Source organism: Aeromonas sp. 604176 (assembly GCF_049170755.1).
Taxonomy (GTDB): domain Bacteria; phylum Pseudomonadota; class Gammaproteobacteria; order Enterobacterales; family Aeromonadaceae; genus Aeromonas; species Aeromonas veronii_A.
Map to the genome: position 1 here is coordinate 1 of NZ_JAAKNE010000058.1, position 25834 is coordinate 25834.

The following is a 25834-nucleotide window of genomic DNA, read 5'->3' on the forward strand; positions in this document are numbered from 1 at the left end:
AGATCGAAGTGCTGTTGCTGGCGACCGATCTGGCTGATCCGCTCACCCAGCATGTTGAGAATGTCCTTGCGCTTGGCCAGCTTGCGCTCCAGTGCAATCAGGCTTACCACGTAGCGGGTCAGCTCGGCATTCTTCTGGCTGCCGTCGGCACCCAGCTGCTCGACCAGCGCACGGTAGCCGTCGCGAATGGCCAGATGGGTGTTGTTGAACACCTCGAGCGGCTGGCTCGGGTTGGTCACCAGAATGCTGGAGAGGCTCTCGCGCAGGGCCGCCTCGTCACAGCTGCCGTCTCGGGCCACCTTCTGCACCAGATACGCGGCCTGGCAGATGCCGGCAAAGGCCATGGTTCTGTCTTGGAATTTATCGCTCACGTCTGCTGCCTTCTGTTAAGGATTCAAACCGGATGGCTGAAACGTTGTTCGATGATGCCGCCGCCTAGACACACTTCCCCGTCGTAGAAGACGGCGGATTGGCCCGGGGTGACCGCAGCCTGTTTCTCGTCGAAGATGACCCGGATGGTCTCGTCGTCGATGGGCTGGATCAGGCAGGGGATATCCTGCTGGCGGTAGCGGGTCTTGACGGTGCAGCGACGCGGCTCGCGGATCGGAGTGCGATCCACCCAGTGCAACTGGCTGGCAATCAAACCATCGGAGTAGAGACGGGGATGCTCGCCCTGCGCCACCACCAGCACGTTGCGCTCGACCTCTTTGTCGACCACGTACCAGGCCTCTTCGGTGGCATCTTTACGACCACCGATGCCGAGCCCCTTGCGTTGGCCCAGGGTGTGATACATCAGACCCTGATGCTCGCCGATCACCTTGCCATCCACGGTCTCGATTTTACCGGGCTGGGCGGGCAGGAACTTGGCCAGGAAGTCCTTGAACTTGCGCTCGCCGATAAAGCAGATGCCGGTGGAGTCTTTCTTCTTGGCGGTGATGAGATCGAGCTGCTCGGCGATGCGGCGCACCTCGGGCTTCTCCAGATCGCCAACCGGGAACAGGCTCTGACCCACTTGCTTCTCGCTCAGGGTATAGAGGAAGTAGCTCTGATCCTTGTTGGTATCGAGACCGCGCAGCAGGCGCGGGCGGCCTGTGCTGTCGTCACGGCGCACATAGTGGCCGGTGGCGATGTAGGTGGCACCCAGCTCTTCGGCGGCAAATTCGAGGAACGCCTTGAACTTGATCTCCTTGTTGCACAGGATATCCGGGTTCGGCGTGCGCCCCGCCTTGTACTCTTCGAGGAAGTGCTCGAACACATTGTCCCAGTACTCGGCCGCGAAGTTGATGGTGTGGAGTTTCATCCCCAGCTTGTCGCAGACGGCCTTGGCATCAGCCAAATCCTGGGCGGCAGAGCAGTACTCGTCCGTGTCGTCTTCTTCCCAGTTCTTCATGAACAAGCCTTCGACCTGATAGCCCTGCTGCTGGAGCAGGTAGGCCGAGACGGAAGAATCCACGCCGCCGGACATGCCGACGATCACCTTGATTTGGCTGTTGTCTGTCATTAGTCGAAGTTACCAGTTCGTTTAAACGGGGCGTATTCTACCAGAGTTTTGCGCCCCCGGTCACATATCCATGCCGCAGTTCCCATCAGGAGCCTGATAGCAGGAAATCGTTTTTCTGTCGTTGGCATTTGTTGCCGAAAAAGAGTGTCAAATGGCCTCAGATAAAGGCCTTGAGTGCCGACAGCGGCAGCCGTGTCCCCGCCAGATAATCCTGAATGCACTGCCATACCAGGGGGCTTCTCAGAGCCGGTTTGCATTCCGCTATTTCTTCCAGCGTAAGCCAGTGGCAAGCCAGCACATCGCCGTCAGGATCCTCTGGATGGTGCTGACCGGGCGCTTTTTCAAGGTCGAAGATGATGGCGGTGCGCACATAGGTGGCCTCGCTGTCGGCCGGTTTGAACAGATAGGTACCAAGCCAGGCGGTCGGTGTGGCGGTCAGACCCGTCTCTTCTTTCAGCTCACGACAGGCCGCTTCAAGCAGGTTTTCCCCCGGCTCCACATGGCCGGCGGGTTGGTTGAAACGGCGCTGGCCTTTTATCTCCTCTTCCACCACCAGAAAGCGCCCCTGCCACTGCACCAGGGCGGCGACAGTCAGGCGCGCCTCCATGCGGGCGTGGCTGGTGGCCGATTGCTCTGCCTGATTGCTCATCATGACTCCTTGTCGCTGCTATTGGGATTGCCCGCACGGGCGGGTCTGCGTGCCGTTCCTCGACCACTGCTGCGGGGTTTGCCGCTGGTCGGGTTTGAAGTTGAACGCTCGGTTGGGTGAGTGGTGCGGGGGCGCTCGTCCCGTCTCGGCTGGCTGGGCCGCCGTGGTGCCTCCCCTGCCGGTTTGGCGGTATGAGCGCCTGAACGGGATGAGGAGGGACGCGGGCGGCTGTTGGAGCTCGGCGCCAGCTCTGGGGCGGGCAGGGCACGGCTCTCGCCAGGGGCCAGACCATCTAACGTCCAGTCACCGATGGCGTAGCGAATAAGGCGCAAGGTGGGGTGGCCGATATGGGCGGTCATCCGCCGTACCTGCCGGTTGCGCCCCTCGATGATCTTGATCTCCAGCCAGCGGGTGGGAATCTCCTTGCGCTCGCGGATCGGCGGATTACGCGGCCACACCGCAGGTTCATCCATGATACGCGCCCCGGCGGGCAGGGTCATGCCGTCATTGAGCTCCACCCCGGCGCGCAGGGCGGCCAGTTTCTCCTCGCTCGGGATGCCTTCCACCTGCACCCAGTAGGTCTTGGGGGTCTTCTCCCCAGGCTGGGTGAGGCGCGCCTGCAGCTTGCCATCGTTGGTGAGCAGCAGCAGCCCCTCGCTGTCGCGATCAAGCCGCCCTGCGGCATAGATGCCGGGCTCTTTGATGTAATCCTTGAGGGTCTCGCGGCCCGCCTCGTCGGTGAACTGGCAGAGCACCATATAGGGCTTGTTCAGCAGGAGCAATTTGCGCTCCTCGGGGGCAAGCTCCGGTTTGCGGGGAGATGCATGGCGGGGGGCGGCTGGTTTGGCCGCCGTGCGCGGGGCGTTATCGCGCGGCGCGCGGCTGACAGAGAGACGGGAGCGGGGAGATTTCATCGGATACACACTTCAGACAGACGATGGCAGCGAGTGTACCACAGGGTGCTGAGGGCAGGATGAATGGCTGGCGTCACAGCAAGCAGCGCCCAGAGCCAATTCGCCTAGCTCAGCAGGCTCTCGATGACGATAGCCTGACGGGCGGGGGCAGAGCCTGCCTGCAACAGAGCGTGGCTGACCACATCGTCGATCATCGCCTGCGCCAGTCGGGTGAGGGGGCGCAGGGTCTCCCGTCCGCTACCAACCGGCACCGCCAGCAGAATAATGGTCTGCACCGGCCCGATTTGAGAGCCCCACTCGATGGGCTCCTTGCAGCTAAGCAGGGCCAGCGTTGGCTGGCTGATCCCTTCGCTCAATACATGAGGCATGGCAAGGCCGGGGCGGATGATGGTGGCCGAGACCTGTTCGCGCCGCTCCACCGCGGCGGTCAGTGTGGCGCGGTCGGTGATCAGCTCGGCGGGCAACAGATCGATCAGATGCTCGAGGGCCTCGGCTTTGGTCAGCGGTTCGGGGCTGTGGGCCAGCTGGCGCAAGGCAAAATGGTAGTCGGGCAGAGCGTTGACCAGTCGCAACTCCGCCAGCGCGGCGGTGTGCGGGCGCACCAGCGGTTGACCCAGTTCCCCGCACCAGCAGGTGAAGGCCATGTGGGCGAGCTCGGCATCGCACCCTTCGATCTGCAACTGGCAGAGATCGCCGGGTTGGGTGGCGAGGGTCAACAGGGATAGCTGGTTGCTGGCGGCAACGGTCTGGCGCCGGGTGAGGTTGGCGCAGCGGATGGTGGATTTGAACATCCCCGCCAGCCGGTTCAACTGCTTGGCCTGGGTGATGCTCAACCCCTGCTGGCAGTAGAAGGTGATTTCGCGGGTCAGCATCAGGCCGGGATCGGCAGGGCCTTGAGTACGGCGTTGGCATCCAGCAGCACGGTTTCCAGTGTCACCTGATGGATGGGGCAGCCGAGGAAGCGCTCTTTCTGCTCAATCTCGATATCGGAGGCAATCAGCACCAGGTCGGCGCTGGCAATATCGCGGGCGGTCAGCATGTTTTCCATGCCCATGGCGCCCTGAGTCTCGACCTTGATCTTGAGTCCCAGCCCAGTGGCGGCTTTTTGCAGGGCATCGGCAGCCATATAGGTATGGGCGATACCGGTCGGGCAAGCGGTGACGGCGACGATCTTCATCTGCTCTCTGTGATGCTGACAAGGGGGAGCAACAAGATAGCGCCAGCGGGGGGCTTTTACCAAAAGTCCATATGAAAAGTGGGATCTTGATGGGGATATGCCCGTCCCTTGAACGGCAGTGCAAGCTCATGCCGGGCCAGTCGGGTGTCTGGTTGCTCCAAACAACAAGGGCCACCCCTGTGGGTGGCCCTGAACAATCTGCGTCTGTTGTTATGGCTATCAGGCGGTCTGGGCAGCCAGCTCGGCGGCTTTCAGTTCGCGCTTGATGCGGCGGATCTTGCGCTCCTCGGCGACCGCGACACAACCCATCAGCACCAGACAGGCGGCGGCTGCGATATCCAGCGCCGCGAAGGTGCCGGTCCAGCCGGTCAGACCGAAGATGGGGGTGCCATCGGCGATCATGCCCAGACCCAGTTTGGCGAAGCTGTCACCAATCAGGTAAGCAAAGGTGCCCTTGACGCCATCGGCCACGCTGATGCCCTGCTTGGGCACGAAGCCCACGGCGGCGACGCCGATCAGCAGTTGCGGACCAAACACCAGGAAGCCCAGGGTGAACAGGGAGCCCAGGAACATAGACTGGGTGGTCGCATGCTGGTAGAGACCCAGGGTGGCGATGATCAGCGCCAGCGCCACGCAGGCAACCAGACCACGACGGCCATTGGCCAGATCGGAGAGGTAACCCCACATCAGGGTGCCGACCAGAGCGCCCACTTCGAAGAAGGTAAAGCCCTGAATAGCCACGTCTTTGGAGAAGCCCAGCTCCTGGTGGGCATAGACGGTAGACCATTGGTCGATACCGATACGCACTACGTAGAGGAAGATGTTGGCAAAGCAGAGCAGCCAGATCACCTTGTTGAGCAGCACGTACTTCACGAAGATCTGCCACTTGGTCAGCTGCTGCTCCTCGGTAGCGATATCCTCTTCGCTCGCCACTTCGTCAAACAGCTCTTCCACCTTGCCCAGGCCATAGGCTTCCGGCGAATCGCTACCAAAGCGCAGGCCGATAAAGCCGACGATCAGCGCGATGATGGAGGGGAAGATAAACATGCCGAGCACGTTGCCATCGAACAGGTAGTTGGCACCGAACAGCGCCACACCGGCCGCACCAGCACCGCCCACGTTGTGGGAGAGGTTCCACATGCCCAGATAGGTGCCGCGCTTGTTGCGAGGGGTCCACTTGGTGATGGTGGAGTAGCTGCACGAGCCACCACAGCTCTGGAAGAAACCGCTCAGGGCATAGAAGAAGATCATGAAGTAGAGGCTGAAACCGGTGCCGCCCATGCTGGCACTGAAGCCCAGCATGCAGAGCGCGGAGAGGATCAGCATCAGCGGCAGGAACTGCTTGGTGTTCTTGCCGTCGGCATAGTAGGAGACGATGGTCTTGCCCACCCCGTAGGTGATGGAGAAGCCAAGGCCGATCATGCCAAGCTCGGTCATGGAGAGACCGTACTCCTGGATCATGTCATTCTGCGCAATGTTGAAGTTCTTGCGGATCAGATACATGGTCAAATAGCCAATAAATACAACCAGATAAGATTGCATAAACGGCTTGAACCAGAGCTTGCGCCGGGCTTCGACCGGCAGGTCCAGGGTGGGGACCCGGACCTGTTGGAGCAATTTCAACATCTTCGTTCATCCTCTGCGAGATAGACGGTATTTCCGCCGCGCCCTTCATTTGTAGATAGGTTGTTCGAGGTCACGCCACGGAAGGGGGAACGGAACATCGGGGCTGTCAGCCGTTGCAGCGCTCGACGCTCCATCCATATAAACCCGGGCCCGGCACGGGATGACGGGGCACATTGCCCGTCGCGGTGCGGGTCACGACATCAGGTGAGGTGACTCTAATAAGAGGGGCAAAAAATGGCTTGAGAGCCATCCCTAGTGGGGCTAGGAAATTTTCCTAGTTTTTGCGCTTTCGCGGACAAAGCGTGAGAAACATCACACCGCTGATGCCGGATTGCTGCCATTTCAGCCAGTTTGGCGCTTTGTGCGAGTGCTGGGCTGGGCTGGGCTGGGCTTGGCTGGGATGGGGAGGTGGGATGGATTGGCCAGAAGGTAGCCAGGGAAAGGTAAGGGGAGAAGTTAAGGGAAAAGTGAAGGGAGAGGGCTGATTGACCACCAATTCTCAGGTGGCGATATTGGGGAAAGGCCCGTCAGCCATCCCAAAAACAAGAGGCCACCCCGTGGGGTGGCCTCTTGTCATGTTTTACGAGCCGCGATGGCGAGGGGGCACTCAGGCCGCCTTGGCCAGAGTTACCTCATCACTCTTTTTGACCCGCAGTTTTTTCAGGGTAACCGCCACCACGCCGGTGACGATGGCACCGCAGATCATGCAGAGCAGGGCCAGCAGCGGCTTGTTGACGGCACCCAGCAGGGCCACGATGGGGCCACCGTGGGCAACGCTGTTGGTGATGCCAAACAGGAAGGCCATCACAGCGGCGGTCATGCTGCCCAGAATGTTGGCCGGGATAACGGCCAGCGGGTCACGGGCGGCGAACGGAATCGCCCCTTCGGAGATACCCACCAGACCCATGGCGCCGGCAGCTTTGCCCGCTTCGATTTCAGAAGCATCGAAGATACCGAGCTTGCGACCGAGCACGGTCGCCAGCGACATGCCAAGGGGCGCAGCCGGGATGGCGCAAGCCATGGCGCCCATAAACTGGGTCTGGCCGGAGGCGATCATGCCGACGGAGAAGAGGAAAGCCACCTTGTTGACCGGGCCACCCATATCAAAGCCGGCCATACCACCCAGCACGATACCCAGCAGCACCAGACTGCCACCGCTCATGGAGAGCAGCATGGCGTTGAGGCCAGTCATCATGTCGGCAATCGGGGCGCCGATGATGAAGATGAATACCGCAGCGATAAACAGGGAGCCGACGATGGGGGCGATCAGGATCGGCACCAGCGGTTGCACCATCTTGTGGTACTGGCGAGTGGCAATCCAGCGCACCAGATAACCGACCAGGAGGCCCGCAATGATGGCACCGATAAAGCCGGTACCGGCATCCGCGCCGTAGAAGCTGCCGTTGTTGGCGATCCAGCCGCCGATAAAGCCCGGTGCCAGCGCCGGACGATCACCGATGGCGTAGGCGATATAGCCCGCGAGAATGGGGATCATCAGGGTGAAGGCGGCCACGCCCACGTTGAGGATCTGGTTCCACATGCTCCCTTCGGGGATCTGCATGCCGCTCGGGGTCGGGTTGCCGCCGATGGCCAGTGACAGGGCGATCAGCAGACCACCGGTCACTACAAACGGGATCATGTGCGATACGCCGTTCATCAGGTAGCGGTAGAGATCCGAGCTGCCGCCGCTGGCGCGCTTCTCGTCACCCTTCTTCTCATCCTTGTCAGCCACATAGGCGGGGGCTTTCAGGGCCTGCTCAATCAGACCCTTGCCATCCTTGATGGGGGCTTTTACGCCGGTTTTGATGAGCGGCTTGCCAGCGAAGCGGGCCATGTCCACCTGCTTGTCACAGGCGACCACGATGGCGCTGGCGCGGGCGATCTCGTCCGCAGTCGGGCTGTTCTTGACGCCGATGGAGCCGTTGGTCTCCACCTTCACCTCATAACCCAGCTCCTTGGCGGCGCGCTCCAGCGACTCGGCTGCCAGATAGGTATGGGCGATACCGGCCGGGCAGCCGGTGACACCGATGATAAAGCCTTTGCTGGTGGTAGGGGCCGCGCTCTGCTCCTCTTTCTTGGCCTGCAGCAGCGCCAGCGCATCGGCCGGAGCTTTCGCCGCCAGCAGCTTGGCGATAAAGCCCTCTTCGATCAGCTTGCCGGAGAGCTCGGCCAGCACCTCGATATGGTGGTTGGCGCCGCCATCGGGGGAGGCGATCATAAAGAAAATATGGGACGGCTTGCCATCTTCGGCGCCGTAGTCGATGCCGTTGCGGCTGATGCCGATGGCGACCGCCGGGTTGCATACCGCTGCACTCTTGGCGTGGGGCAGGGCCACGCCCTCTTCAAAGCCGGTGTTGCCCAGCTCTTCGCGGGCCCACAGATCCTTGATAAAGGCCTGCTCGTCGCTGACCTTGCCTTGCGACGCCAGCAGGCGGGCCATCTCGGTGAAGACCTCTTCCTTACGCGTCGCTTTCAAATCGAGATTGATCAGATGTTCATTGATCAAGGTGGTGATCATGGCGCTCTCCCCGCTTCCGGTGACGGAAGCTATGCGTGAGTACGTATCGACGTACTGGATAAAAATGACCTGTTCATTATCGTGGCTCGCTCGCCCCATCCCTATCGGACAAATGTGCTAATCACTGGATTTTTGTGCGCACTAAAACGCGATGTGATGAAGATCCCGTTTTCAGGCAGGACTCACCATTTTCAGGTTATTGCTAATTTTGTCTTTAAAAACAAATAAATGGATTGTGGTTGGTCTCGTAGCCAGGTTTGTAATGCGTCATGTCAATAAATTAATCACCAGCAGGGTCTGGATTTATATGTGGTTTTAAGGCGTTATCAGATGTGACCCTTCTCACAAAAAGTCGCCATTTCGTCGGGCGGATTAGGATTTTTATGCGCCTGATGGCTGAGGCCAATCGCATTGGCTGGGCGAGCGCAGAGGGGCGTTGTTTGGGAAGAAAGTGTGGTGGCAAGAGAGGGATGGCCGAAAAGAGAGAGGTGATAACACGAACGTTCGAATACGCTGCGCTATTCGAACCTGCGGATTACACCATATGCGCCACCGACCCCAGCCAGTTGGGAACTTGTTGCCGATACCACTCCAGATATTGCTGTGCCTGCGGCTTCTCTCTTCTGGTCAGCAGATTGGTGACCTCAATAATCAGCCAGCACTTGGCCATGACGAGATGGCGGAGCAACCGGTCGCCAGAGAGCAGCGAACTGTGGCGCAGATAGCGTTCAATGATGGTTTCATATTCAGCCAGCGAACCCATCCGCGGCACCAGCGGGGCCAGATCGATGGCCGGACTACCATAACCAAATCGCTCCCAGTCAAACAACACCAGCTCACCATTGTCGCGGGTGCCCCAGTTTCCCTCGTTGCTATCTCCCGAAATCAGGTATGACTCCTCGAATAGTTCGTGACCAAGTTGCTGGATATGGCGGATCTTCTCGTTTACCGCTTCCGGCAGGCAGAGTACAGAGAGCGCCTCGTTGGTGTCGACGAGCGACCAGCCGTGAGTTTTCACCGCAAAGTCGGGCTGATAGTTGGCGTTATGCAGGCTGGCCAGCTGAGCAAAGGTCTGTTCGTTGTGGTGCAGCTGCGTGAGCGTGACCGGATGAGGGATCTGCTCAAGGAACAGGGTCTCCCCTTCGACCTTGAGCAGGGCAGGAGTATTGAGCCCGCTCAAATGCAGTGCGGCGCGTTGGTAGAAATGGCGCTCGACAGGCGATGCGCCGCTTTTTCTGATACAGGGCTTGCCATCCAGCAGCTGGATATTTACCGAAGCGCCCCCCATTTTCGCCAGCTCCTGTTGCGTCATCCTCTACCCCGTTAGCTATGAGTGGTCAGGTGCGTGAGATAGCTATTTACCTCTGCCCGAGTCGTGAAACGGTGCTTGTCGTTTGGGAATCGAGCAAACAGCTCGTGATGGAATTGGCGGGCGCTTTTGCTGGTTCGCTGCCCATATTCCGATGCCCACACCAGCAGTTGTTGAAAGCTCTCTTCGGCTGCTACGGCATCCCGTTGCCTGGCACTTTGTGATCCGCGCGATAGCAGTGAATCACGGCATACTGACCAGTCGAGATCCAGAAAAAGCAGGGTATCGGCGGCATCAATCAGTTGCTCGGCCAGGGCACCAAATACCCCTTCAACCACCCATGAGGGCTCTTGAGCAAGGGTTTGAATGGCATGATCAATCTCATGCTGGGGCCGTTTTTGGTTAAAGCCGCCCGGTTGCCAGACAATGGTGTCCAGATTGACCTCGCGGATAGTTAACCCCTCAGCCAATCGAGCTGCCAACCAGCTCTTGCCCGATCCAGAGTTGCCAATAATCAGAATTCGTTTCATCTATGAGCGCTCTTTTCTGGAACAGATATCTGGAGGCTGGAAAGTAGGGGGCAATGCGCAGCTCTGCGGGATCGGCCTCCAGCAGCAGCGCTAGCGGCAGTTGGTCGGTGTTCGTCTCGACAAACGTCATCTTTATTTCTCTTTTATCCCGCTCTGACGGTCCGTGGTGCGCCGTCCTCTGGGCCTGATGGTCACTCAATATTCCAGAAACTTCTCGCCGCAGCGCTCGCAGATCAGGTGCTTTACATGGGTGGCCTGGTAAGCCAGCGTTTCGCCAAACGCCCAGTTGGTAATGCTGCTGGAAGTAAAGGCTTGCCAGAAGGCTTTGCGCGGATCCTTGGGCATGATGTCCTGGCTATGATCGCGGGCGACCAGCACCACGATATGGCGGGTACGCTCGCCACATTTGTCACAGCGATGGATTTCACTCGGTGGGTTCTGGTCGTGCGGGTTGCTCATAAAGAGGCTCGTGAAGAGAGTGGACGCCCATCATATCCCTCTCCACTTGGCTCTCAATCTCTCCTTGCCAGCGCAGTGAGCAGGCTCACATTTTGCGCCCCCTCTTTGTTATTTGCCCGCGCGCCGCAGTCGTGTGCCTCTGGTCGATGCCCGCTTTTGCGGTTTGCTGGTGAGTGGTGATGATATGGCGGGTGGGGCGAGCTCGGGTTGCTGCATCTGGGTCAGCAGCCGCCTTGCCGTCTGACGACCGATTCCACGGGCCGCCTATCTGCAGCGGCTCAACGCGGCTTTCCCCGCCATCGACTATCGGGTGCCCGAGGGAACCTATCTCGCCAGGATTGATTTGAACGGCCTTGGCATCGACACCACCGAACGGATGGATGCGCTGCAAGCCTTGCTGGTGGAGAAATACCGGGTCGCCATCATGCGCGGCGACACCTACGGCCCGGAAGGCACAGGTTATATCCGCCTCAACGTCGGCTGCCCGCGTTCAAAGGTCGATCAAGGACTCGACGCCCTGATCGGCGCGCTGGGGGAGCTGGTGTAAGGATTGGTACATCTGGCTGGATGAGCTGTTGATTCATCCAGCCCGTGACCTTGATGAAGGGCCCGGTTGCCGCTGGTTCAGAAGGTGGCAATTAAGGGGCTATTGCAAGCGACCTGAGCCTGAATGTCCTGACACAACATCTGAATGTGAGGATCATCAATCTTCTCGCGGGGAATATAAATTCCGATCGTCCCCTTGTTGTACTCTTCGCTCATTTGCAGCGTGCCGATGCCGAATCTGGAAAAATAACTGGCCATGCTCACCGGATATGGCATGACAGCATTGCTGCTATTGATAATATCAATGCTAGTGAGCAAGGAGTTGCTGCTATAAATGATTTTATCATTCAGTTTCATGGCGGCGCGCTCCTGTTTTTTGCGCGCCAAGTCCTCGACCAGATGAAGATATTTATCCTCATCTGGGGTCACCAGCAGGCTGGGATAATAAACCAGATCCTGCTTGCTGCATATTTTCCCTGTGAGGGGATGACCCGCTCTGACAAATACCCCATCGTGAGAAATAAAAAGCGGAATAAATATCAGGCTGTAATTTTTGGCCAGCCCGTGAATCTCATGTCCGAGAAACAGATCGATATGATTGCCCAACAGCAGATCGAGCAGGCGCAGATGGTTGCCGACTTCAATGTTGATGGCGCAGGATGGATTGGCTTGCTGATAACGGGCGGTGACAGGTTGCAATACCGGTTGCCACCACGCATGTCCGGTGCCCACGTTTAGTGGCCGCGCGGCTCGCTCGTGCAGGCTGGCCAGTTGCCTGAGGGTATCATCGTAGATCCGCTGCATTACGCGCGCCTGCTCCAGCAGCAGCTCTCCGGCGGCGGTGAGCGTTACGCCGCTGGCATGTCTGACCAGCAAGGTCGTGCCCAGACTCTCCTCAAGTTTTTTCATGTTGTGTGTCAGCGTCGGCTGGCTGAGTCCCATTTGCCTGGCGGCCAGACTGACATTTTTGTGGGTGGCTACTGCAATAAATTGTCTTAGATGCTTGTCCACGAATATGGCGTCCGGTCATGGGCGGGTGGTGCGCCAAGCTAGTGTAATCACCATGGGCTGTCAAATAATCCTCTTCGCTGACAGGCTATTTTATGTGGCTCCCTTCACGTTGTTTTCAATTCATTTTTACCGCCTGATAGCCGGTTTGGTGCTGGGGATCACGTAATTTCATCTGGTTATAGATGTTATCTATGTCGATGGTGACATGGTCTATTTTTCTGGCGAATGCTGACCACGTAAACTGACAAAAACAGTTTTACTCAATGCTGTATCAATAACAAAACAAAAAAGTAACGAAGGGAATATATGAAAATTCGTCCATTGGCTTTATCCGTGGCGTTATGCTGCGGCGGGGTTCTTTTGTCCGGTTGTAACGACAGCGCATCCAGCGGTAACGATAACGGGGTCAAACCCGAGGTGAAAGCACCCTGGAATTTTGATCTCTATCTGGTCGGTGAATTCAGTGGCTGGGGTCGTGAGGAGAAGTTCAAACTGACCTTCAAGGAGGGCGTCTATCGTTTGGACAACCTTAAGATGAACTCTGGAATGTCCCCCTTCAAAGTGGCCGGCCCCGAGTGGACCAAATATCCCGATTTTTCTGCGGACTCCCGCAAGGAGACCAGCATCTTCCCCGGTCAGGTCTACCCCATGTACTACCAGAACAACGGGCAGAACAACCGTCTGGTGGTGACGGAAAAGGGGCTGCTCGACATTCAGGTCAAGGTGACCAATGACGATCTGGCTGCTCCGGCCATCGAGTTCTCCATGGTGCGTGATGATCCCAATTACAGCGAGAGTCTCTACCTGAAAGGGATTGATGGCAATCTGGCGCCCGTGCTGCAGATGATCTATCAGGGGGACAAGCAGTATGTGATGGTGGCCAAGCTGACGACGGGTGAGCACAAGATAAAGATTACCTCCGCGCAGGAGGGGATCGGGTTTGGGCTCAATGGTGCCATTTCATTGAACAACCTGGTCAAGATGCAGCGCTGCGATGCTCAGTGCCAGCTGGCAACAGTGCGGGTAGAGCAGGAGGGGTATTACAAGTTCCTGCTGGATGCCAGCCAGGATGAGAATGCCCCCCTGTTGCAGGTTAGCGTCGCCGGAGAGGGAGACCTTGGCATGATCAATCCCCATGAAGGGCATGAGCTGATCGAGAAGCGCGAGTATGAGACCTATAAACCCGGGGTGACGGAAACGGCCACCTTCTCGGTCAAGCAGGCCAGTGATGAGTATCGCAGCTATACGCAGTCGACCACTCAGGAGTTGCGTGATCCGGGCGAGAACTTTACCACCTATCAGGAGCTGTCCGATCTGCCCCGCTTGCGCTCCGGCAACATGGTATTTGATGCCCTGTTTGCACTGGCCGCTCACGAGATGCGCCAGAACAGCGTGGCTCAGGTCAAGGATGGCAGTTACAACGGGGGGCAGGCGATCCCGTGCGACTGTTTTGAAACCGGCGCCAAGTGGCATTACGTATGGACGCGGGATCTCTCCTACGCCACCGATCTGGGGCTGGGGGCGCTTGATCCCATGCGTGCGCGCAACTCCCTGCGCTTCAAGCTCTCTGATTTCAGAGCCGAGCTGACAAGCGATCTGGACAGCTTGATCCCGCAAGGACGCCAGATCATTCAGGATACCGGTACCGGGGGCAGCTGGCCCATCAGTACCGACCGCATGAGCTGGGCCCTGGGGGCCGAGCGGGTGCTGGCCGCCCTGCCTGATGCCGAGCGCAGTGCGTTCTTGCCCGAGGTGTTTGAAGGACTGAGCAACACCATAGAGAGTGATCGTCTGGCCGCCTTCGATAACGCAGATGGTCTCTATGTCGGCGAGCAATCCTTCCTCGATTGGCGCGATCAGACCTATGCCAAGTGGATCACCGCCGATATCGCCCACATCGGCATCAGCAAATCTCTCTCCACCAACGTGACCCACTATCAGGGGTTGCTGCTGGCCGCGCGGGTGGCGGGCGAGCTGGGGCACGATGAGCTGGCGATCCGCTATAACCAGTGGGCGGGGGATCTGAAGCTGGCGATCAATCGTGCTTTCTGGCTGGCGGACGAGAAGATGTATGCCAGCCTGATCAACACCAGTACCGATCAGAGCCCAGCCTACAAGTTCGATCTGCTGGGAGAATCCCTCGCCATTCTGGCCGGTGTTGCCGATGAGGCGCAGGCCAAAGAGATCATCAGTCGCTATCCCATGGGCCCTTATGGCGCGCCGGTCTACTTCCCGCAGCAACCCGATATGCCGGTTTACCATAACCGCGCCATTTGGCCCTTTGTCTCCGCCTACGGGCTGAAGGCGGCGGCCATGGTGCAGAACGTTGCCGTGGTCGATCACCATATCGACTCCCTGATGCGCGGTGCCGCGCTGAACCTATCCAACATGGAGAACCTCGAGTGGCTCTCCGGCCAGCCCTCCCTGATGGATCTGACCCATCCCGATTTGACGGGACCGGTGATCAACTCCCAGCGCCAGCTCTGGTCTGTCGGGGGCTACCTTGGCATGGTGACCGACACCACCTTCGGCTACAAGGTGGAAGAGGGGGGGATCCGGATCAAGCCGTTTGTCACCGCTCACTTGCACAAGCTGATGGGGGCCAAGCCCGAGGCTGCACTCAAGGGATTGAACTATCGTGGCAAGCAGATTGACATAGTGCTGCAACTGCCGGAGCTGGGCGGGGAGGGCAGTTACTATCCGGTGCAGAGCGTGACGCTCAATGGCGTTCCGGTGGGGGAGCAGATAAGTGAAAATATGCTGGCCCCTGGCAACCGGATTGAGGTGACGCTCGGTGCCGCCGTGGCTGATGATCAGGGGATCCGCCTGATCAAGGATGTGGCGCCGCTGGATGTCGAGAACCGGCAGGTGTTTGCACCGACCGAGCCGACCCTGCTCGGGGTTAGCGAGCAGAGTGGCAAGCTGGTTGTTGCACTGCAGGATAGTGTCAACAAGGGGGCGCTCAGCTACAACATCTATCGGGATGGCAAGCAGGTGGCCTCCGGGCTGGATCGTGCGACCAGCTGGGTCGACGACATGGTGCTACAGCCGGGCCAGGCCTATTGCTACAGTGCCGAGGCGGTCTATCCGGAGTCCGGCAACCGCTCCCATCATGCCAAGCCGGTTTGCTATCAGCCTGCGCTGCAACATATCGCCATCGATGCGGCCAACGTCTCCCATACCGGCAGTGTGAGCGCCGCCGATGGGGCCATTCCCGTCCCTTACCTCAAGGATTGGGGCCGCCCCGACGACAGCCTGCTGGTGCAGGGGGTCAAGCTGGATGGCAAGCGTACTATTCGTTTGCAATACAGCAATGCCCAGCATGCCATCAATCTGGGGGTGACCAACGGGGTGAAACGGATCTCGGTGCTTAGTGGTGGCAAGGTTGTCGCCAGCGGCATGGTGCAGATGCCTCATGTGATGAAAGAGGGCGACCTCAAACCGTTGCGTGACTCGACGCCGTTCGTGGTGGATCTGCCCGCCGGAGAGTATGACATTCGGGTGAGCGATTTTTACAACATGAGTTACCTGAAGGCGAACGACACCTACAACGATGCAGGCGGTCAAAAGGGGGCGGTCAATCTGATCGATCTCGCCAGCATCACCGTCTCGGCTCGCTAGGTAGCCAAACAAAACGGCCAAGCAAAACCGCCCCGGAGGTCCGGGGCGGTTTTTTATTTGGTGATACCGAGACGAGTCGTCTGGGTGGGCAGGGGCTCAGCGATAGCGGCCACGTACCGAGCTGCTGGCGCGGCCGGCCATCTTGATCAGGCTCTGGCGGGTGTGCAGGTGGCAGAGCGCGACGCCGAGGGCATCCGCCGCATCCGCCTGCGGGGTGGCGGAGAGTTTCAGCAGATGGGTCACCATATGCTGCACCTGCTCCTTGGCGGCACCGCCAGTGCCGACCACTGCCTGCTTGATCTGGGTAGCAGAGTATTCGCTCACCGGCAGATAGGCGTTGACCGCGGCGACGATGGCGCTGCCCCGGGCCTGCCCCAGTTTCAGGGCCGAGTCGGCGTTGCGGGCCATAAAGACCCGCTCGATGGCAAATTCGGTGGGTTTGAACTGGGTGATGATCTCGCATACCCCGTCATAAACCTGCTTGAGGCGCTCCGGCAGCTCGCCGCAATCGGTGCGGATGCAGCCAGAGCCCAAGTATTCGGCCTTGCCGCCCACGACCCGGATAACCCCGTATCCGGTGATCCGCGAACCCGGATCGATGCCCAAAATAATGCTCATGGGTGTTGATTGCTCTAAACGCGAGTGATGGCCGCCAAGATAGCAAACTGTGGCCCGTTTGGCTGTATGTCCCGGGTCAAGCGGGCAAAGATTGGCCAGCTTGCGTCGGGCCTGGTTAGCCCTTGAACAGCGCTATGGTGTCGCCATCCTGCAGGCTGCCGGCACCACGCACCACCACCCGATCCCCCTGCTTGAGGGCGCCGCTCACCGCAACTTGCTGGCTGTCGCCAAACAGCACGGTGACCGGCACCCGATTTACCTTGAGCGCCTTGCCGCTTCGCGCCACCTGATAGACCACGCTGCCATCGGTGCCGAGCACCAGAGCGTCCCTGGGCAGCAGCATGCTCTGCTGATCCCCCAGTGGCAGGGCAACCCGTACCGGCGAGCCGATGATGAAGGTGCCCGCTTCCGGTTTGAGGCGCAGCTCGATGAGGCGCGACTTGGGATCGGCGCTGGCGGCTCGCTGGTAATAGACGCCGTGACCGCTCAACTGCTCCCCCTCCACCCGCAGCCGGGTTTGCGGCGCCAGCTGTTGGGCCCAGAGGATGGGGGCCTGCAGGCGGATATCCGGCTGATCCGGGTTGACCAGCTCTAGCGCCTGCTCGCCCGCGTCCACATGCTCGCCGGGCTGGATGAAGTGGTTGTTCACCACCCCGTCGAACGGGGCATAGATGTGGCTGCGGCGCAGCTGTTCTTCAATCTGGTTCACCTGTATGGCGGCCAGCCGCTCGGCCAGCGCGGCCTGCTCCACATCATAACTGGCCTTGTCGTACTGGCTTTGGGAGGCGCTCTTTTGCTGGTGTAGCCGGGTGATTCGCTGGGATTCGGCGCGGGCGAAGCGCAAGTTGCTCTGCCATTTCGCCTGCTCGGCGCGAGCCTGCTCCAGCGAGAGGCGCAATGCCGCGCTGTCGAGGCGCAGCAGCTCGTCCCCTTTTTTGACCCGGCTGCCAAATTCGGCGATCCACTCCACCCGGCCGCTCACTTCGGCGCTGAGCGCCGCCTGCTGGCGACTCGCCACCGTGCCGCTGACCCAGATATTGGCGGCCGCTTCCCCTTGGGTCACATCCGCCAGGGTGACCATCTTGCCCTGATCGGCCAATACCGGTAGCGCACTGCCTGCAATCAGCACAGCGCCAGCCAACATTCGGGTAATCATATGTGTCATCGATGAGCTCCTTGCTCAGGCCCGCTGGCGCAGGGGTTGTGGGATCGCCACCTGCTCCCCGAGACGCAGGAAGGCAGGCAACAGGATCAGGGTAAACAGGGTGCTGCAGCTCATGCCGCCGACAATGACGGTGGCTAGCCCGCGGTAAATTTCGCTCCCTTCGCTCGGGCTCAGCATCAGCGGCAGCATGCCGAAGATGCTGGTGAGGCTGGTCATGGCGATGGGGCGCATCCGGCTTTGCAGGGCATCGGCCACCGCCAGCTGACGGCTCATACCGTCCCGCTCGGCGGTGCGGGTCTGATGCACCAACAGGATGGCGTTGTTGACCACCAGTCCCAGCAGGATGACAAAGCCGATGATGGTGAGCAGATCCATCGGCAGCGGCACCAGCAGCCCGCTCAGTTGCAGTGCCAGTACGCCGCCAACCGAGGCAAGGGGCAGGGTGAGCAGCACCAGCAGCGCATCCTTGAGGGAGGCAAACACTCCCCACAGCAGCACCAGCAGGATCACCACGGCGAACAGGAAGATGGTCCCCAGATTGTCGAGCGCCTGTTGCAGGCTGTCGGCGTTGCCGGCAATGCGCAGCTCGCCACCAGCGGGCAGCAGGGGGCGGATGGCGGCAAAACTGCGGTTTTTCAGGGTGTCGAGCACCTGCTCCATGGTCATGCCCGCCGGAGGCGCTATCTGCAGGCTGATGCTGCGCCGCCCATCGGCCCGGAAGATACTGGCCGGGCCCATGTCGTGCTCTACCCGCAGCAGTTCGCCAAGGGGGACGATGCGCCCGGAGGGGGTGGCCAGCGGTACTGCCTTCAGTTCATCCGGATTGGCGGAGCTCTGCCCCATCAGCATGATGTCGAGCCGATCTTCGCCGTCGAAATACTCGCCAACCCGCAAGCCGTCGCCAAAGGTCTGGATGATGGTGGGCAGGGGCGTGCGATCCCAGCCCACTTCGGCGAGGCGCCGATCTTGCGGCACCAGTTTGAGCTCGGGGGCGGTGAAGTCGAGACTCGGTTCGGGCCGGATCTGTGCTCCCGGCAGGTCCTTGCTGAGGATCCCCATGCTGGCACGGGCCGCCTGATAGAGCTCGGGCAGGTTACCCCCCTGCAGCAGCAGGGAGACGCCGTTCTCGCTGTCAAAGCCGCCAAACAGCGACCCCTGACCGCCGAACACCCTGGTGTCGGGAATACCCACCAGCAGCTGTTTCATCAACAGGCTCTCCAGCTCCTTGATGCGGTTTTCGTCTTTGGGGCGCACGCCAATCTGGGCGCCCCCCGGGTAGCGCAAGATGTAGTAGTTCTTGAGGGCAGGCTCTTTCTCCCCCTTCATGTAGGGGGCGAGGCGGGCGATCAGGGTATCGATCACCTCTTCGCGCTGGGCCTTGAGGTTGACCCCGGGGGTGAAGTTCATCCAGACATCCACCGCGTCCCGTTTTACGTCTGGCAGATAGTCCATCTTGGGCAGCAGCGCCCAGGTGGCCAGTACCGGCAGACTCATCATCAGGGTGATGACCGTCCAGCGCTGGCGTGAGGTCGAGGTCCAGCGGATCACGTGACGGGTGGTGCGCTGCCACAGTGACGCATAGGGGTCGGTCAGCGTTTCATGTCCCATCCAGCGCGCCGCCACCGCAGGCAGCACGATGACGGCGACCAGCATGGAGACCGTCACGGCGCAGGCGATGGTGAGCGCCAGATCGGCAAACAGTTGGCCCTCCACATCGTTGAGCAGCAGCACCGGCAGGAAGATGGCGACCGTGGTGAGGGTGGATGCCACCAGCGCCGTCCACACCTGACGGGTACCTTCGAGCGCCGCCTCCGCCTTGCTCAAATCCCCCCGCTCGTGGCACCGGTAGATACTCTCCAGCACCACGATGGCGGCGTCGAGCACCATGCCGACGGCAAAGGCGATGCCCGCCAGCGAGATGATGTTGAGGGTGCGATCCATCACCTTGAGCAGGCAGAAGGTGAGCATGATACTGATGGGGATGGCGAGGGCAATCATCAGGGTCGCCTTGAGCTGACGCAGGAAGAGCCAGAGGATGGCGCAGGAGAGCAGCACCCCGAGCCCCAGGTTGGCAGTGACCATGCTGACGGCGCGATTGATATAGAGGGAGGCATCGAATGACTGCTCCATGTGCAGCCCGACCGGCTCCAGCACCTCGCGGTTGAGCTCGTTCACCCGAGCCTTGATCGCCTCAAGGGAGGCCAGAGCATTGGCGCCGCTCTCCTTGAAGATCTGGGCGGCGATGGCGGTATTGCCGTTCTGGATCCGCAGCACCGGGTTCTCTTCCCGGGCCACCCTTACTTCCGCAACATCCCGCAGATAGATGGGTAGGCCATTGCGCCAGTCCACCACCTTGTCCCCCAGCGTCTGGACATCGTAACGACCGGCGAAGCGCAGCTTGTACTCCCAGCGACCGATGTCGAGGGTACCGGCCGACACGTCCCAGCCGGTGGTGGCGCGGCTGGCCAGTACCGGGATCTCCACTCCCAGCTCGGCGGCGCGGTAGGGGTCGAAGCGGATCTGGATCTGGCGCTCGTTGATCCCCTCGACTGCGACCGTCGAGACCCCTTCGATGCGCTCCAGCTCGGGTTTGACCCGCGCCTCGATCAACGCCTGATGATCATCGATCACCCCCTTGGCACCGGGCAGCTGCTGGATGAAGAAAAAGGTGAGGGTATCGTTGCTGCTGTAGTTGTTGACGTAGGGGCCGCCAATCTTGTCCGGCAATCCCGAGACCCGGTTCAGTCGCGAAATCACGTCGAGTTGGGCCCGTTGCATGTCGGTGCCGAGGGCAAACTCCATGTCGATTTCGGTAAAGCCGGGATAGCTGTTGCTGACAAGGCTCTTGAGCCCTTGCACCCCCTGCATCTCCTGTTCGATGGGGTCGGTGATCTCCGACTCCATCTCCTGGGGCGAGGCTGAACGCCAGCTCACCGAGATGTTGAGGTGTGGACGGTCGATGTCGGGGAACAGCTGGATCGGCAGTCCCCGGATACTGAGCAGGCCCAGCAGGAAAATAAGCACGATCGAGACCGCCACCCAGATGGGGCGTTCGATCGCCGTTTTGGCGAGGTTCATTCACTCTTCCTGAGTTGTTGTTATCGGCCATTCCGCTGGCCTTGCTTCCAAAGCCCCTGCAACAGGGACTCAAGCATTTAACTGGAATTCTCCTAGCTTGTAAATGCATGGTTAACAAACAAAAAACCGGCCACGAGGGCCGGTTTGGTACTGGTTTGCCAAGGGATCAGGCGGCGTGCTCGACCTTGTTTGGCTGCTTGCTTGGTTGCTGGGAGAAGCCTTCCAGCTCGCCCGGAGCGAAGTTGTCTACCTGGATCGCTTCGTAGCGCAGGGCATCGGCGGCCAGCAGCTTGTCTGCCTCGTCCTTGCTCAGGATGGAACCGGCCAGCGCAGCGGCAACCAGCTCCGGCAGGGCCAGTTTGCGGGGCAGTTTGCCCTCTTTCTGGGCCTGCACCAGTTTCTTCTCGTAGGGCTGCACGGCGACCATGGCCTGGAAGGCGCGCTCCATCAGACCGACCGGGTCCGCCTCGTCCTTGCCGACGTAGCAGAGGGCGGTCAGACGGTCGCGGAACTCGCCCGGTTTCATCATGGCCAGACAGATGGCGTGGCAGCGATCGTCGGCCGGCATCTTGTAACCCACGCCAAACGGGAACACCACGCGCTTGAGTACGGCACCCACCACCTTGTTCGGGAAGTTCTGGAAGAAGCCCTCGAACGCCTTGCCAATCAGGTAGAGGTTGCGCTCCACCGCGTACTGCACGAACGGCAGATCGGAGACCATACGGCCCTGATCCTCGTAGTGCTTGAGGGTGGCGGAGGCCAGATAGAGGTGGCTCAGCACGTCACCCAGACGGGCGGAGATCATCTCCTTGCGCTTGAGATCTCCACCCAGCATCAGCATGGATACGTCGGCGCACAGTGCCAGTCCTTTACTCATGCGAGACAACTGCTTGTAGTAACGGGCGGTTTCGCCGGCCACCGGCGCGCTGTTGAATTGACCCAGGGTCAACCCCTGGAACAGGGAACCGAAGAAGTTGCCGGCGCCAAAGGCGATGTGTTTCATCAGCAGGGTGTCAAACTTCTCGAGACCGCGCTCCACGTCGGTATCAGCCGCCGCTTCCAGCTCGGCAAAGACGTACGGGTGGCAGCGGGTGGCCCCTTGCCCGAAGATCATCAGGTTGCGGGTCAGGATGTTGGCCCCTTCCACCGTGATGGCGACCGGAATCCCCATGTAGGCGTAGCCGGTGTAGTTTTTCGGGCCGAGCTGGATGGCTCGACCGGCGTGGATGTCCATGGAGTCATCCATGATCTGGCGCGCCATCTCGGTCATGTGGTACTTGGAAATCGCGGTAACGATGGCCGGTGCCTGACCCAGGTCCAGGGAACCGGCGGTCATACGACGGGCCCCTTCCAGCTGATAGGTGAGGCCGCCGATACGGGCCAGCGCTTCCTGCACCCCTTCAAACTTGCCGATGGACATGCCGAACTGCTTGCGCACATAGGAGTAGGCGCCCACGGTGCGGCTCGCCATGTGACCGCAAGCGGTGCCCAGAGCAGGCAGCGAGATGCCGCGACCGGCGGAGAGGCACTCCACCAGCATACGCCAGCCGCGACCGGCGTAATCCGGGCCGCCGATGATCCAGTCGAGCGGAATGAACACATCCTTACCGAAGGTCGGACCGTTCATGAACGCCAGACCCATGGGGTAGTGGCGATCGCCAACGCGCACACCCGGGTGGCTGGTGGGGATAAGCGCGCAGGTGATGCCGAGCTCTTCCTTGTCACCCAGCAGCTTTTCCGGGTCATAGAGTTTGAACGCCAGCCCCAGCACGGTAGCGCGCGGAGCCAGGGTGATGTAGCGCTTGTTCCAGTTGAGGCGAATACCCAGCACCTCTTCACCCTTGTGCATCCCTTTGCAGACGATTCCCTTGTCAGGAATGGCACCTGCATCGGAGCCCGCCTCCGGCCCGGTCAGGGCGAAGCAGGGCACTTCCTTGCCGTTGGCTAGCCCCGGTAGCCAGAAATCTTTCTGGGCCTGGGTGCCGTAGTGCATCAGCAGCTCACCCGGGCCGAGGGAGTTCGGCACCATGACGGTGACCGCCACGCTCAGGCTCTTGGTGGCAATGCGGGTGACGATGGTGGAGTTGGCAATCGCCGAGAATTCGCGGCCGCCATAGGATTTCGGAATGATCAGGGAGAAGAAGCCTTCCTTCTTCAGATAGTCCCACACCGGCTCCGGCAGGTCTTTGGTTTCGTTGACGATCTTGAAGTCATCAACCATGGCGAGCAGGGTTTCGACCTGATTGTCGATAAAGGCCTGCTCCTCTGCGGTCAGCTCGGCCTTGCCGTAGCCGTGCAGTTTTTTCCAGTCGGGGTTGCCGCGAAACAACTCGCCATCCCACCAGACGGAGCCGGCTTCCATGGCCTCCCGCTCGGTAGCTGACAAGGGCGGCAGTATCTTTTTGAAGATGCCGAACACCGGACGGGTTACCACCTTTTTACGGATGGAGGGTACGCCGAGCACAACGGCTATCGCCAGCACCAGCAGGACAAGCAATGTGATCATACCGAAGTTCCTTCTATTTCACTGTTTCCGTTGATTTATAGTTGGTTGTTACACGGCCAGGGAGAGCCTGGTCGACTCCACGGGCGCCCCGACTCCGGACGCCAGATAAGGAATAACGTTGCGCACCAGCCCTTCCACATCGAGCTGCTGGCCAAAGTCGGCCAGGGCGATGTCGCGCAGGGCATCGGCAGAGGCCATGGTGAATACGACGGTGCCCAGGGTGAAGTGCAGGCGCCAGAAGAGATCCGCGGGCGACAGGGCCGGATTGGCCTTGGAGATGGCCTGGGTGATCCGCTGCAAAATGGGGCCATAGTGGGCGGTGATAAAGCGGCGCAGGTGGCCCTGGCTGTCGATATAGCCGCGCCCCAGCAGCTGCATAAAGATGGCCGGGCCGTTGGCTCGCACCGCCGAGAGTTTCATCAGTGGCTCTACAAAACTTTCAAACAGTTGCAGCAGGGTCAGCTGCTCTTGCTCCATCAGTACCCGCAGGCGAGCATCAAGATCGGGCATAAACAGGCTCAGATAGCGGTCGAGCACCGCCTGGATCAGCTCCTTCTTGGAGCCGAAGTGATAGTTCACCGACGCCAGATTAACGTCGGCCTCGCTGGTGATCAGACGCAAAGAGGTATCGGCGAATCCCCGCTCGGCAAACAGCACTTCAGCGGCGTCGAGAATACGGTTTTTGGTATCGATTTTACTCACTGGACACCTCACTTAAACGAATGTTTAAAAAGTACGTTTCATAACGTGAAGTGTCAAGAGAATGTGAATGGGTGTTAGCGGAATGTTTTTCGATGAAAAAAGCAAAGTGGGCGGAACTTAGTCAAAAAGCAGGACTCTATATCTATGCCACTGCAATTAAACATTAAGTCTCGCCCAACCTGCTCCATGTTAGTTGGGCTTTTTTTTTGCGCGTTTGTTACCGGTTTGCAGGCAAAAAAAAACCGCCGCAGGGCGCGACGGTGGGGAAAGTGAGTTCGCGTCATCCTGACGGCAAACTGTCGATGCGAGTTCAGGCATGTATCGACGGAGGCAGTATGCCAGCCAGAGCCCCTCAGACTATGTCAGCTTCGCGGTATTTTGTGACAAAGTGTGGCAAGCACTGGCGTGGCCCAATTCCCCCTACTTTGTTATGCTGCCCCTTCAAAATATGAGGGGAGAGAAGATGAAGTACCCGGTCGATACCCACACTCACACCATTGCCAGCACCCATGCCTACAGTACCATCTACGACTATCTGCCGATAGCCAGGGCCAAGGGGATCAAGCTGTTCGCCACCACGGATCATGGCCCCGAGATGGCCGATGCCCCTCATGTCTGGCACTTTGCCAACTTGCCGATATTGCCAAGAGTGGTGGATGGGGTAGGGATCCTGCGGGGTATCGAGGCCAACATCAAAAACCTGGAGGGGGAGATCGATTTTCCCGAGCGCTATGAGTCGCGCCTCGACATGATCATGGCGGGTTTTCATGAGCAGGTATTCCCTCCCTGCGATCAGGCTACCCACACCCAGGCGATGATCAACGCCATCAAGAGCGGTCGGGTCGACATGATCAGCCACCCGGGTAACCCCGCATTTCCCATCGACATTCAGGCGGTGGTCAAGGCGGCTGCGGACTATCGGGTGGCGCTGGAGATCAACAACTCCTCCTTCATTCACTCGCGCCCGGGTAGCGAAGGCAACTGCCGCGCCATCGTCGAAGCCGCGCGAGATCTGGGGGCCTACCTCACCTTCGGCTCCGATTCCCACGTCGCTTTCAGCCTCGGCGATTTTGACCACTGCCACCGTCTGGTGACCGAAGCGGGCTTCCCGCTGGAGCGGGTCTTGGTGCGTTCCCCCCGCGCCCTGCTCGATTTCCTCGAGAGTCGCGGCCGCGCCCATATCCCCGAGTTTGCCGATCTGTAAATCGGGCTCTAACACCATGAGCCAACTCATAAAATCGAGTTGGCTCAATTGACTTGCCGGTCATTTTTTATGAATGTGGAGAGCAACAAGCCGGTATAGCTCAGTTGGTAGAGCAGCGCATTCGTAATGCGAAGGTCAGGAGTTCGATTCCCCTTATCGGCACCATATAAAACAAAGGGTTGGCTTCTTGGTAAAGCTAGCTCTTTAGCGCATTTGCCCAACACCATGCCCAACACTTCACAGTGTATAGGCTGCCCATGACGGGCGGCTAACTTGTCTTGTACGCAAGAGAGAACACCAGAGGAAAATAAAAGAATCGAGGGGGGATAGGATAGGTCTGTTCGATTATGGGGGAAAATTGCATGGAGGGGAGCAGGGGGTAAGGGAGGTCTTCTTATATATGCAATGAGGCTTGAAAAAATCTCACAGAAAATATGACAAATGGCCCCCTCTGCAAGAGTCAATACAACCCCATGAGCATACTGGCTATAGGGGATAGTAATCAGATGGGGGCTGCATGTCTTGAGAGGCGTGAGGGGTAAAGTACCTCTTCTCTATCACCGGATTACTTCATCTTTCACGGCTTCATAGTAGGAATAGTGGGAGTATCGAGCGCATAAGGGTGTAGTGGTCTAATCATCCCGGACACCATTTTAGGTGGTACAGTCGCCACCATGACCTGAGGTGTTCAATGACAAGA

The 25834-nt window shown here is 59.5% G+C and carries 19 protein-coding genes, 1 tRNA gene and 2 pseudogenes; 4 read left to right on the forward strand and 18 right to left on the reverse strand.

Annotated elements, in window-relative coordinates:
- The 12 genes and pseudogenes from G5358_RS11935 to G5358_RS11990 form a co-directional block, all read right to left on the reverse strand.
- On the reverse strand, positions 1-371 hold a 371-nt coding region (locus G5358_RS11935), incomplete at its 3' end, for a DUF489 family protein (protein WP_421324136.1).
- 23 nt (positions 372-394) lie between these two features.
- Complete coding sequence (mnmA, locus tag G5358_RS11940; protein ID WP_005353619.1) at positions 395-1501, reverse strand: tRNA 2-thiouridine(34) synthase MnmA; 1107 nt, start codon at positions 1499-1501, stop codon at positions 395-397.
- 157 nt (positions 1502-1658) lie between these two features.
- The gene (locus G5358_RS11945; protein WP_021229916.1) at positions 1659-2150 is read right to left on the reverse strand and encodes an NUDIX hydrolase; all 492 of its coding nucleotides are present in this window, start codon (positions 2148-2150) and stop codon (positions 1659-1661) included.
- A complete protein-coding gene (rluE, locus tag G5358_RS11950) occupies positions 2150-3064 on the reverse strand; it encodes a 23S rRNA pseudouridine(2457) synthase RluE (protein WP_421324137.1) in 915 nt (304 codons plus the stop codon). The genes G5358_RS11945 and rluE overlap by 1 nt, the downstream gene beginning before the upstream one ends.
- 104 nt (positions 3065-3168) lie before the next feature.
- The gene (locus tag G5358_RS11955) at positions 3169-3936 is read right to left on the reverse strand and encodes a PTS sugar transporter subunit IIA (RefSeq protein ID WP_421324138.1); all 768 of its coding nucleotides are present in this window, start codon (positions 3934-3936) and stop codon (positions 3169-3171) included.
- Entirely contained in the window at positions 3936-4241 is a 306-nt protein-coding gene (locus G5358_RS11960) for a PTS fructose transporter subunit IIB (RefSeq protein WP_113740754.1), read from the reverse strand. The genes G5358_RS11955 and G5358_RS11960 overlap by 1 nt, the downstream gene beginning before the upstream one ends.
- A 219-nt stretch (positions 4242-4460) precedes the next feature.
- Positions 4461-5867: a hexose-6-phosphate:phosphate antiporter gene (uhpT, locus tag G5358_RS11965; RefSeq protein WP_421324139.1), complete on the reverse strand. Its 1407-nt coding sequence runs from the start codon at positions 5865-5867 to the stop codon at positions 4461-4463.
- 607 nt (positions 5868-6474) lie between these two features.
- Positions 6475-8385 carry a fructose-specific PTS transporter subunit EIIC gene (locus tag G5358_RS11970; RefSeq protein WP_421324140.1) on the reverse strand — a complete coding sequence of 637 codons (1911 nt, stop codon included), beginning with the start codon at positions 8383-8385 and terminating at the stop codon, positions 6475-6477.
- 535 nt (positions 8386-8920) lie between these two features.
- Positions 8921-9697 (reverse strand): phosphotransferase family protein, encoded by a 777-nt coding sequence (locus G5358_RS11975; RefSeq protein WP_421324141.1) that lies wholly within the window; start codon positions 9695-9697, stop codon positions 8921-8923.
- A gap of 11 nt (positions 9698-9708) precedes the next feature.
- On the reverse strand, positions 9709-10224 hold the full coding sequence (locus tag G5358_RS11980; RefSeq protein ID WP_421324142.1) for an AAA family ATPase: 516 nt from the start codon (positions 10222-10224) through the stop codon (positions 9709-9711).
- Positions 10225-10255: 31 nt separating this feature from the next.
- Positions 10256-10354: pseudogene (locus G5358_RS11985) on the reverse strand (GNAT family N-acetyltransferase); the annotation flags it as partial.
- A 65-nt stretch (positions 10355-10419) separates the two neighbouring features.
- Complete coding sequence (locus G5358_RS11990; RefSeq protein ID WP_216951772.1) at positions 10420-10683, reverse strand: hypothetical protein; 264 nt, start codon at positions 10681-10683, stop codon at positions 10420-10422.
- A gap of 274 nt (positions 10684-10957) precedes the next feature.
- Between G5358_RS11990 and G5358_RS11995 the strand changes: the two are divergent.
- Positions 10958-11230: pseudogene (locus G5358_RS11995) on the forward strand (transcriptional regulator); the annotation flags it as partial.
- A 77-nt stretch (positions 11231-11307) separates the two neighbouring features.
- On the opposite strand, the gene G5358_RS12000 reads toward G5358_RS11995, so the two are convergent.
- Positions 11308-12240, reverse strand: a complete 933-nt coding sequence (locus G5358_RS12000; RefSeq protein ID WP_421318934.1) for a LysR family transcriptional regulator — start codon at positions 12238-12240, stop codon at positions 11308-11310.
- A gap of 519 nt (positions 12241-12759) precedes the next feature.
- Here G5358_RS12000 and G5358_RS12005 point away from each other — a divergent pair.
- Entirely contained in the window at positions 12760-15861 is a 3102-nt protein-coding gene (locus G5358_RS12005) for a hypothetical protein (protein ID WP_421324147.1), read from the forward strand.
- A 96-nt stretch (positions 15862-15957) separates the two neighbouring features.
- Here G5358_RS12005 and ruvC read toward each other — a convergent pair whose 3' ends face one another.
- From ruvC to G5358_RS12030, 5 genes are all read right to left on the reverse strand, one after another.
- On the reverse strand, positions 15958-16479 hold the full coding sequence (ruvC, locus tag G5358_RS12010) for a crossover junction endodeoxyribonuclease RuvC (RefSeq protein ID WP_005334512.1): 522 nt from the start codon (positions 16477-16479) through the stop codon (positions 15958-15960).
- A gap of 115 nt (positions 16480-16594) precedes the next feature.
- Positions 16595-17644 carry an efflux RND transporter periplasmic adaptor subunit gene (locus tag G5358_RS12015; protein ID WP_421324143.1) on the reverse strand — a complete coding sequence of 350 codons (1050 nt, stop codon included), beginning with the start codon at positions 17642-17644 and terminating at the stop codon, positions 16595-16597.
- A 15-nt stretch (positions 17645-17659) separates the two neighbouring features.
- Positions 17660-20722, reverse strand: a complete 3063-nt coding sequence (locus tag G5358_RS12020) for an efflux RND transporter permease subunit (RefSeq protein WP_421324144.1) — start codon at positions 20720-20722, stop codon at positions 17660-17662.
- Positions 20723-20888: 166 nt separating this feature from the next.
- Entirely contained in the window at positions 20889-23228 is a 2340-nt protein-coding gene (locus G5358_RS12025) for an acyl-CoA dehydrogenase (protein ID WP_421324145.1), read from the reverse strand.
- Positions 23229-23276: 48 nt separating this feature from the next.
- Entirely contained in the window at positions 23277-23930 is a 654-nt protein-coding gene (locus tag G5358_RS12030; protein WP_005334507.1) for a TetR/AcrR family transcriptional regulator, read from the reverse strand.
- Positions 23931-24393: 463 nt separating this feature from the next.
- Here G5358_RS12030 and G5358_RS12035 point away from each other — a divergent pair, with 463 nt between their 5' ends.
- Together G5358_RS12035 and G5358_RS12040 are read left to right on the forward strand one after the other, a co-directional pair.
- Positions 24394-25134, forward strand: a complete 741-nt coding sequence (locus G5358_RS12035) for a phosphatase (protein WP_421324146.1) — start codon at positions 24394-24396, stop codon at positions 25132-25134.
- Positions 25135-25223: 89 nt separating this feature from the next.
- A tRNA-Thr gene (locus G5358_RS12040) sits at positions 25224-25299 on the forward strand.
- Positions 25300-25834: the final 535 nt, after the last annotated feature.

Bases quoted from the DNA above. Each gene is read 5' to 3' on its own strand.
- mnmA (WP_005353619.1), bottom strand. From the start codon at position 1,501: ATGACAGACAACAGCCAAATCAAGGTGATCGTCGGCATGTCCGGCGGC.
- G5358_RS11945 (WP_021229916.1), bottom strand. From the start codon at position 2,150: ATGAGCAATCAGGCAGAGCAATCGGCCACCAGCCACGCCCGCATGGAG.
- rluE (WP_421324137.1), bottom strand. From the start codon at position 3,064: ATGAAATCTCCCCGCTCCCGTCTCTCTGTCAGCCGCGCGCCGCGCGAT.
- G5358_RS11955 (WP_421324138.1), bottom strand. From the start codon at position 3,936: ATGCTGACCCGCGAAATCACCTTCTACTGCCAGCAGGGGTTGAGCATC.
- G5358_RS11960 (WP_113740754.1), bottom strand. From the start codon at position 4,241: ATGAAGATCGTCGCCGTCACCGCTTGCCCGACCGGTATCGCCCATACC.
- uhpT (WP_421324139.1), bottom strand. From the start codon at position 5,867: ATGTTGAAATTGCTCCAACAGGTCCGGGTCCCCACCCTGGACCTGCCG.
- G5358_RS11970 (WP_421324140.1), bottom strand. From the start codon at position 8,385: ATGATCACCACCTTGATCAATGAACATCTGATCAATCTCGATTTGAAA.
- G5358_RS11975 (WP_421324141.1), bottom strand. From the start codon at position 9,697: ATGACGCAACAGGAGCTGGCGAAAATGGGGGGCGCTTCGGTAAATATC.
- G5358_RS11980 (WP_421324142.1), bottom strand. From the start codon at position 10,224: ATGAAACGAATTCTGATTATTGGCAACTCTGGATCGGGCAAGAGCTGG.
- G5358_RS11990 (WP_216951772.1), bottom strand. From the start codon at position 10,683: ATGAGCAACCCGCACGACCAGAACCCACCGAGTGAAATCCATCGCTGT.
- ruvC (WP_005334512.1), bottom strand. From the start codon at position 16,479: ATGAGCATTATTTTGGGCATCGATCCGGGTTCGCGGATCACCGGATAC.
- G5358_RS12015 (WP_421324143.1), bottom strand. From the start codon at position 17,644: ATGACACATATGATTACCCGAATGTTGGCTGGCGCTGTGCTGATTGCA.
- G5358_RS12020 (WP_421324144.1), bottom strand. From the start codon at position 20,722: ATGAACCTCGCCAAAACGGCGATCGAACGCCCCATCTGGGTGGCGGTC.
- G5358_RS12025 (WP_421324145.1), bottom strand. From the start codon at position 23,228: ATGATCACATTGCTTGTCCTGCTGGTGCTGGCGATAGCCGTTGTGCTC.
- G5358_RS12035 (WP_421324146.1), top strand. From the start codon at position 24,394: ATGAAGTACCCGGTCGATACCCACACTCACACCATTGCCAGCACCCAT.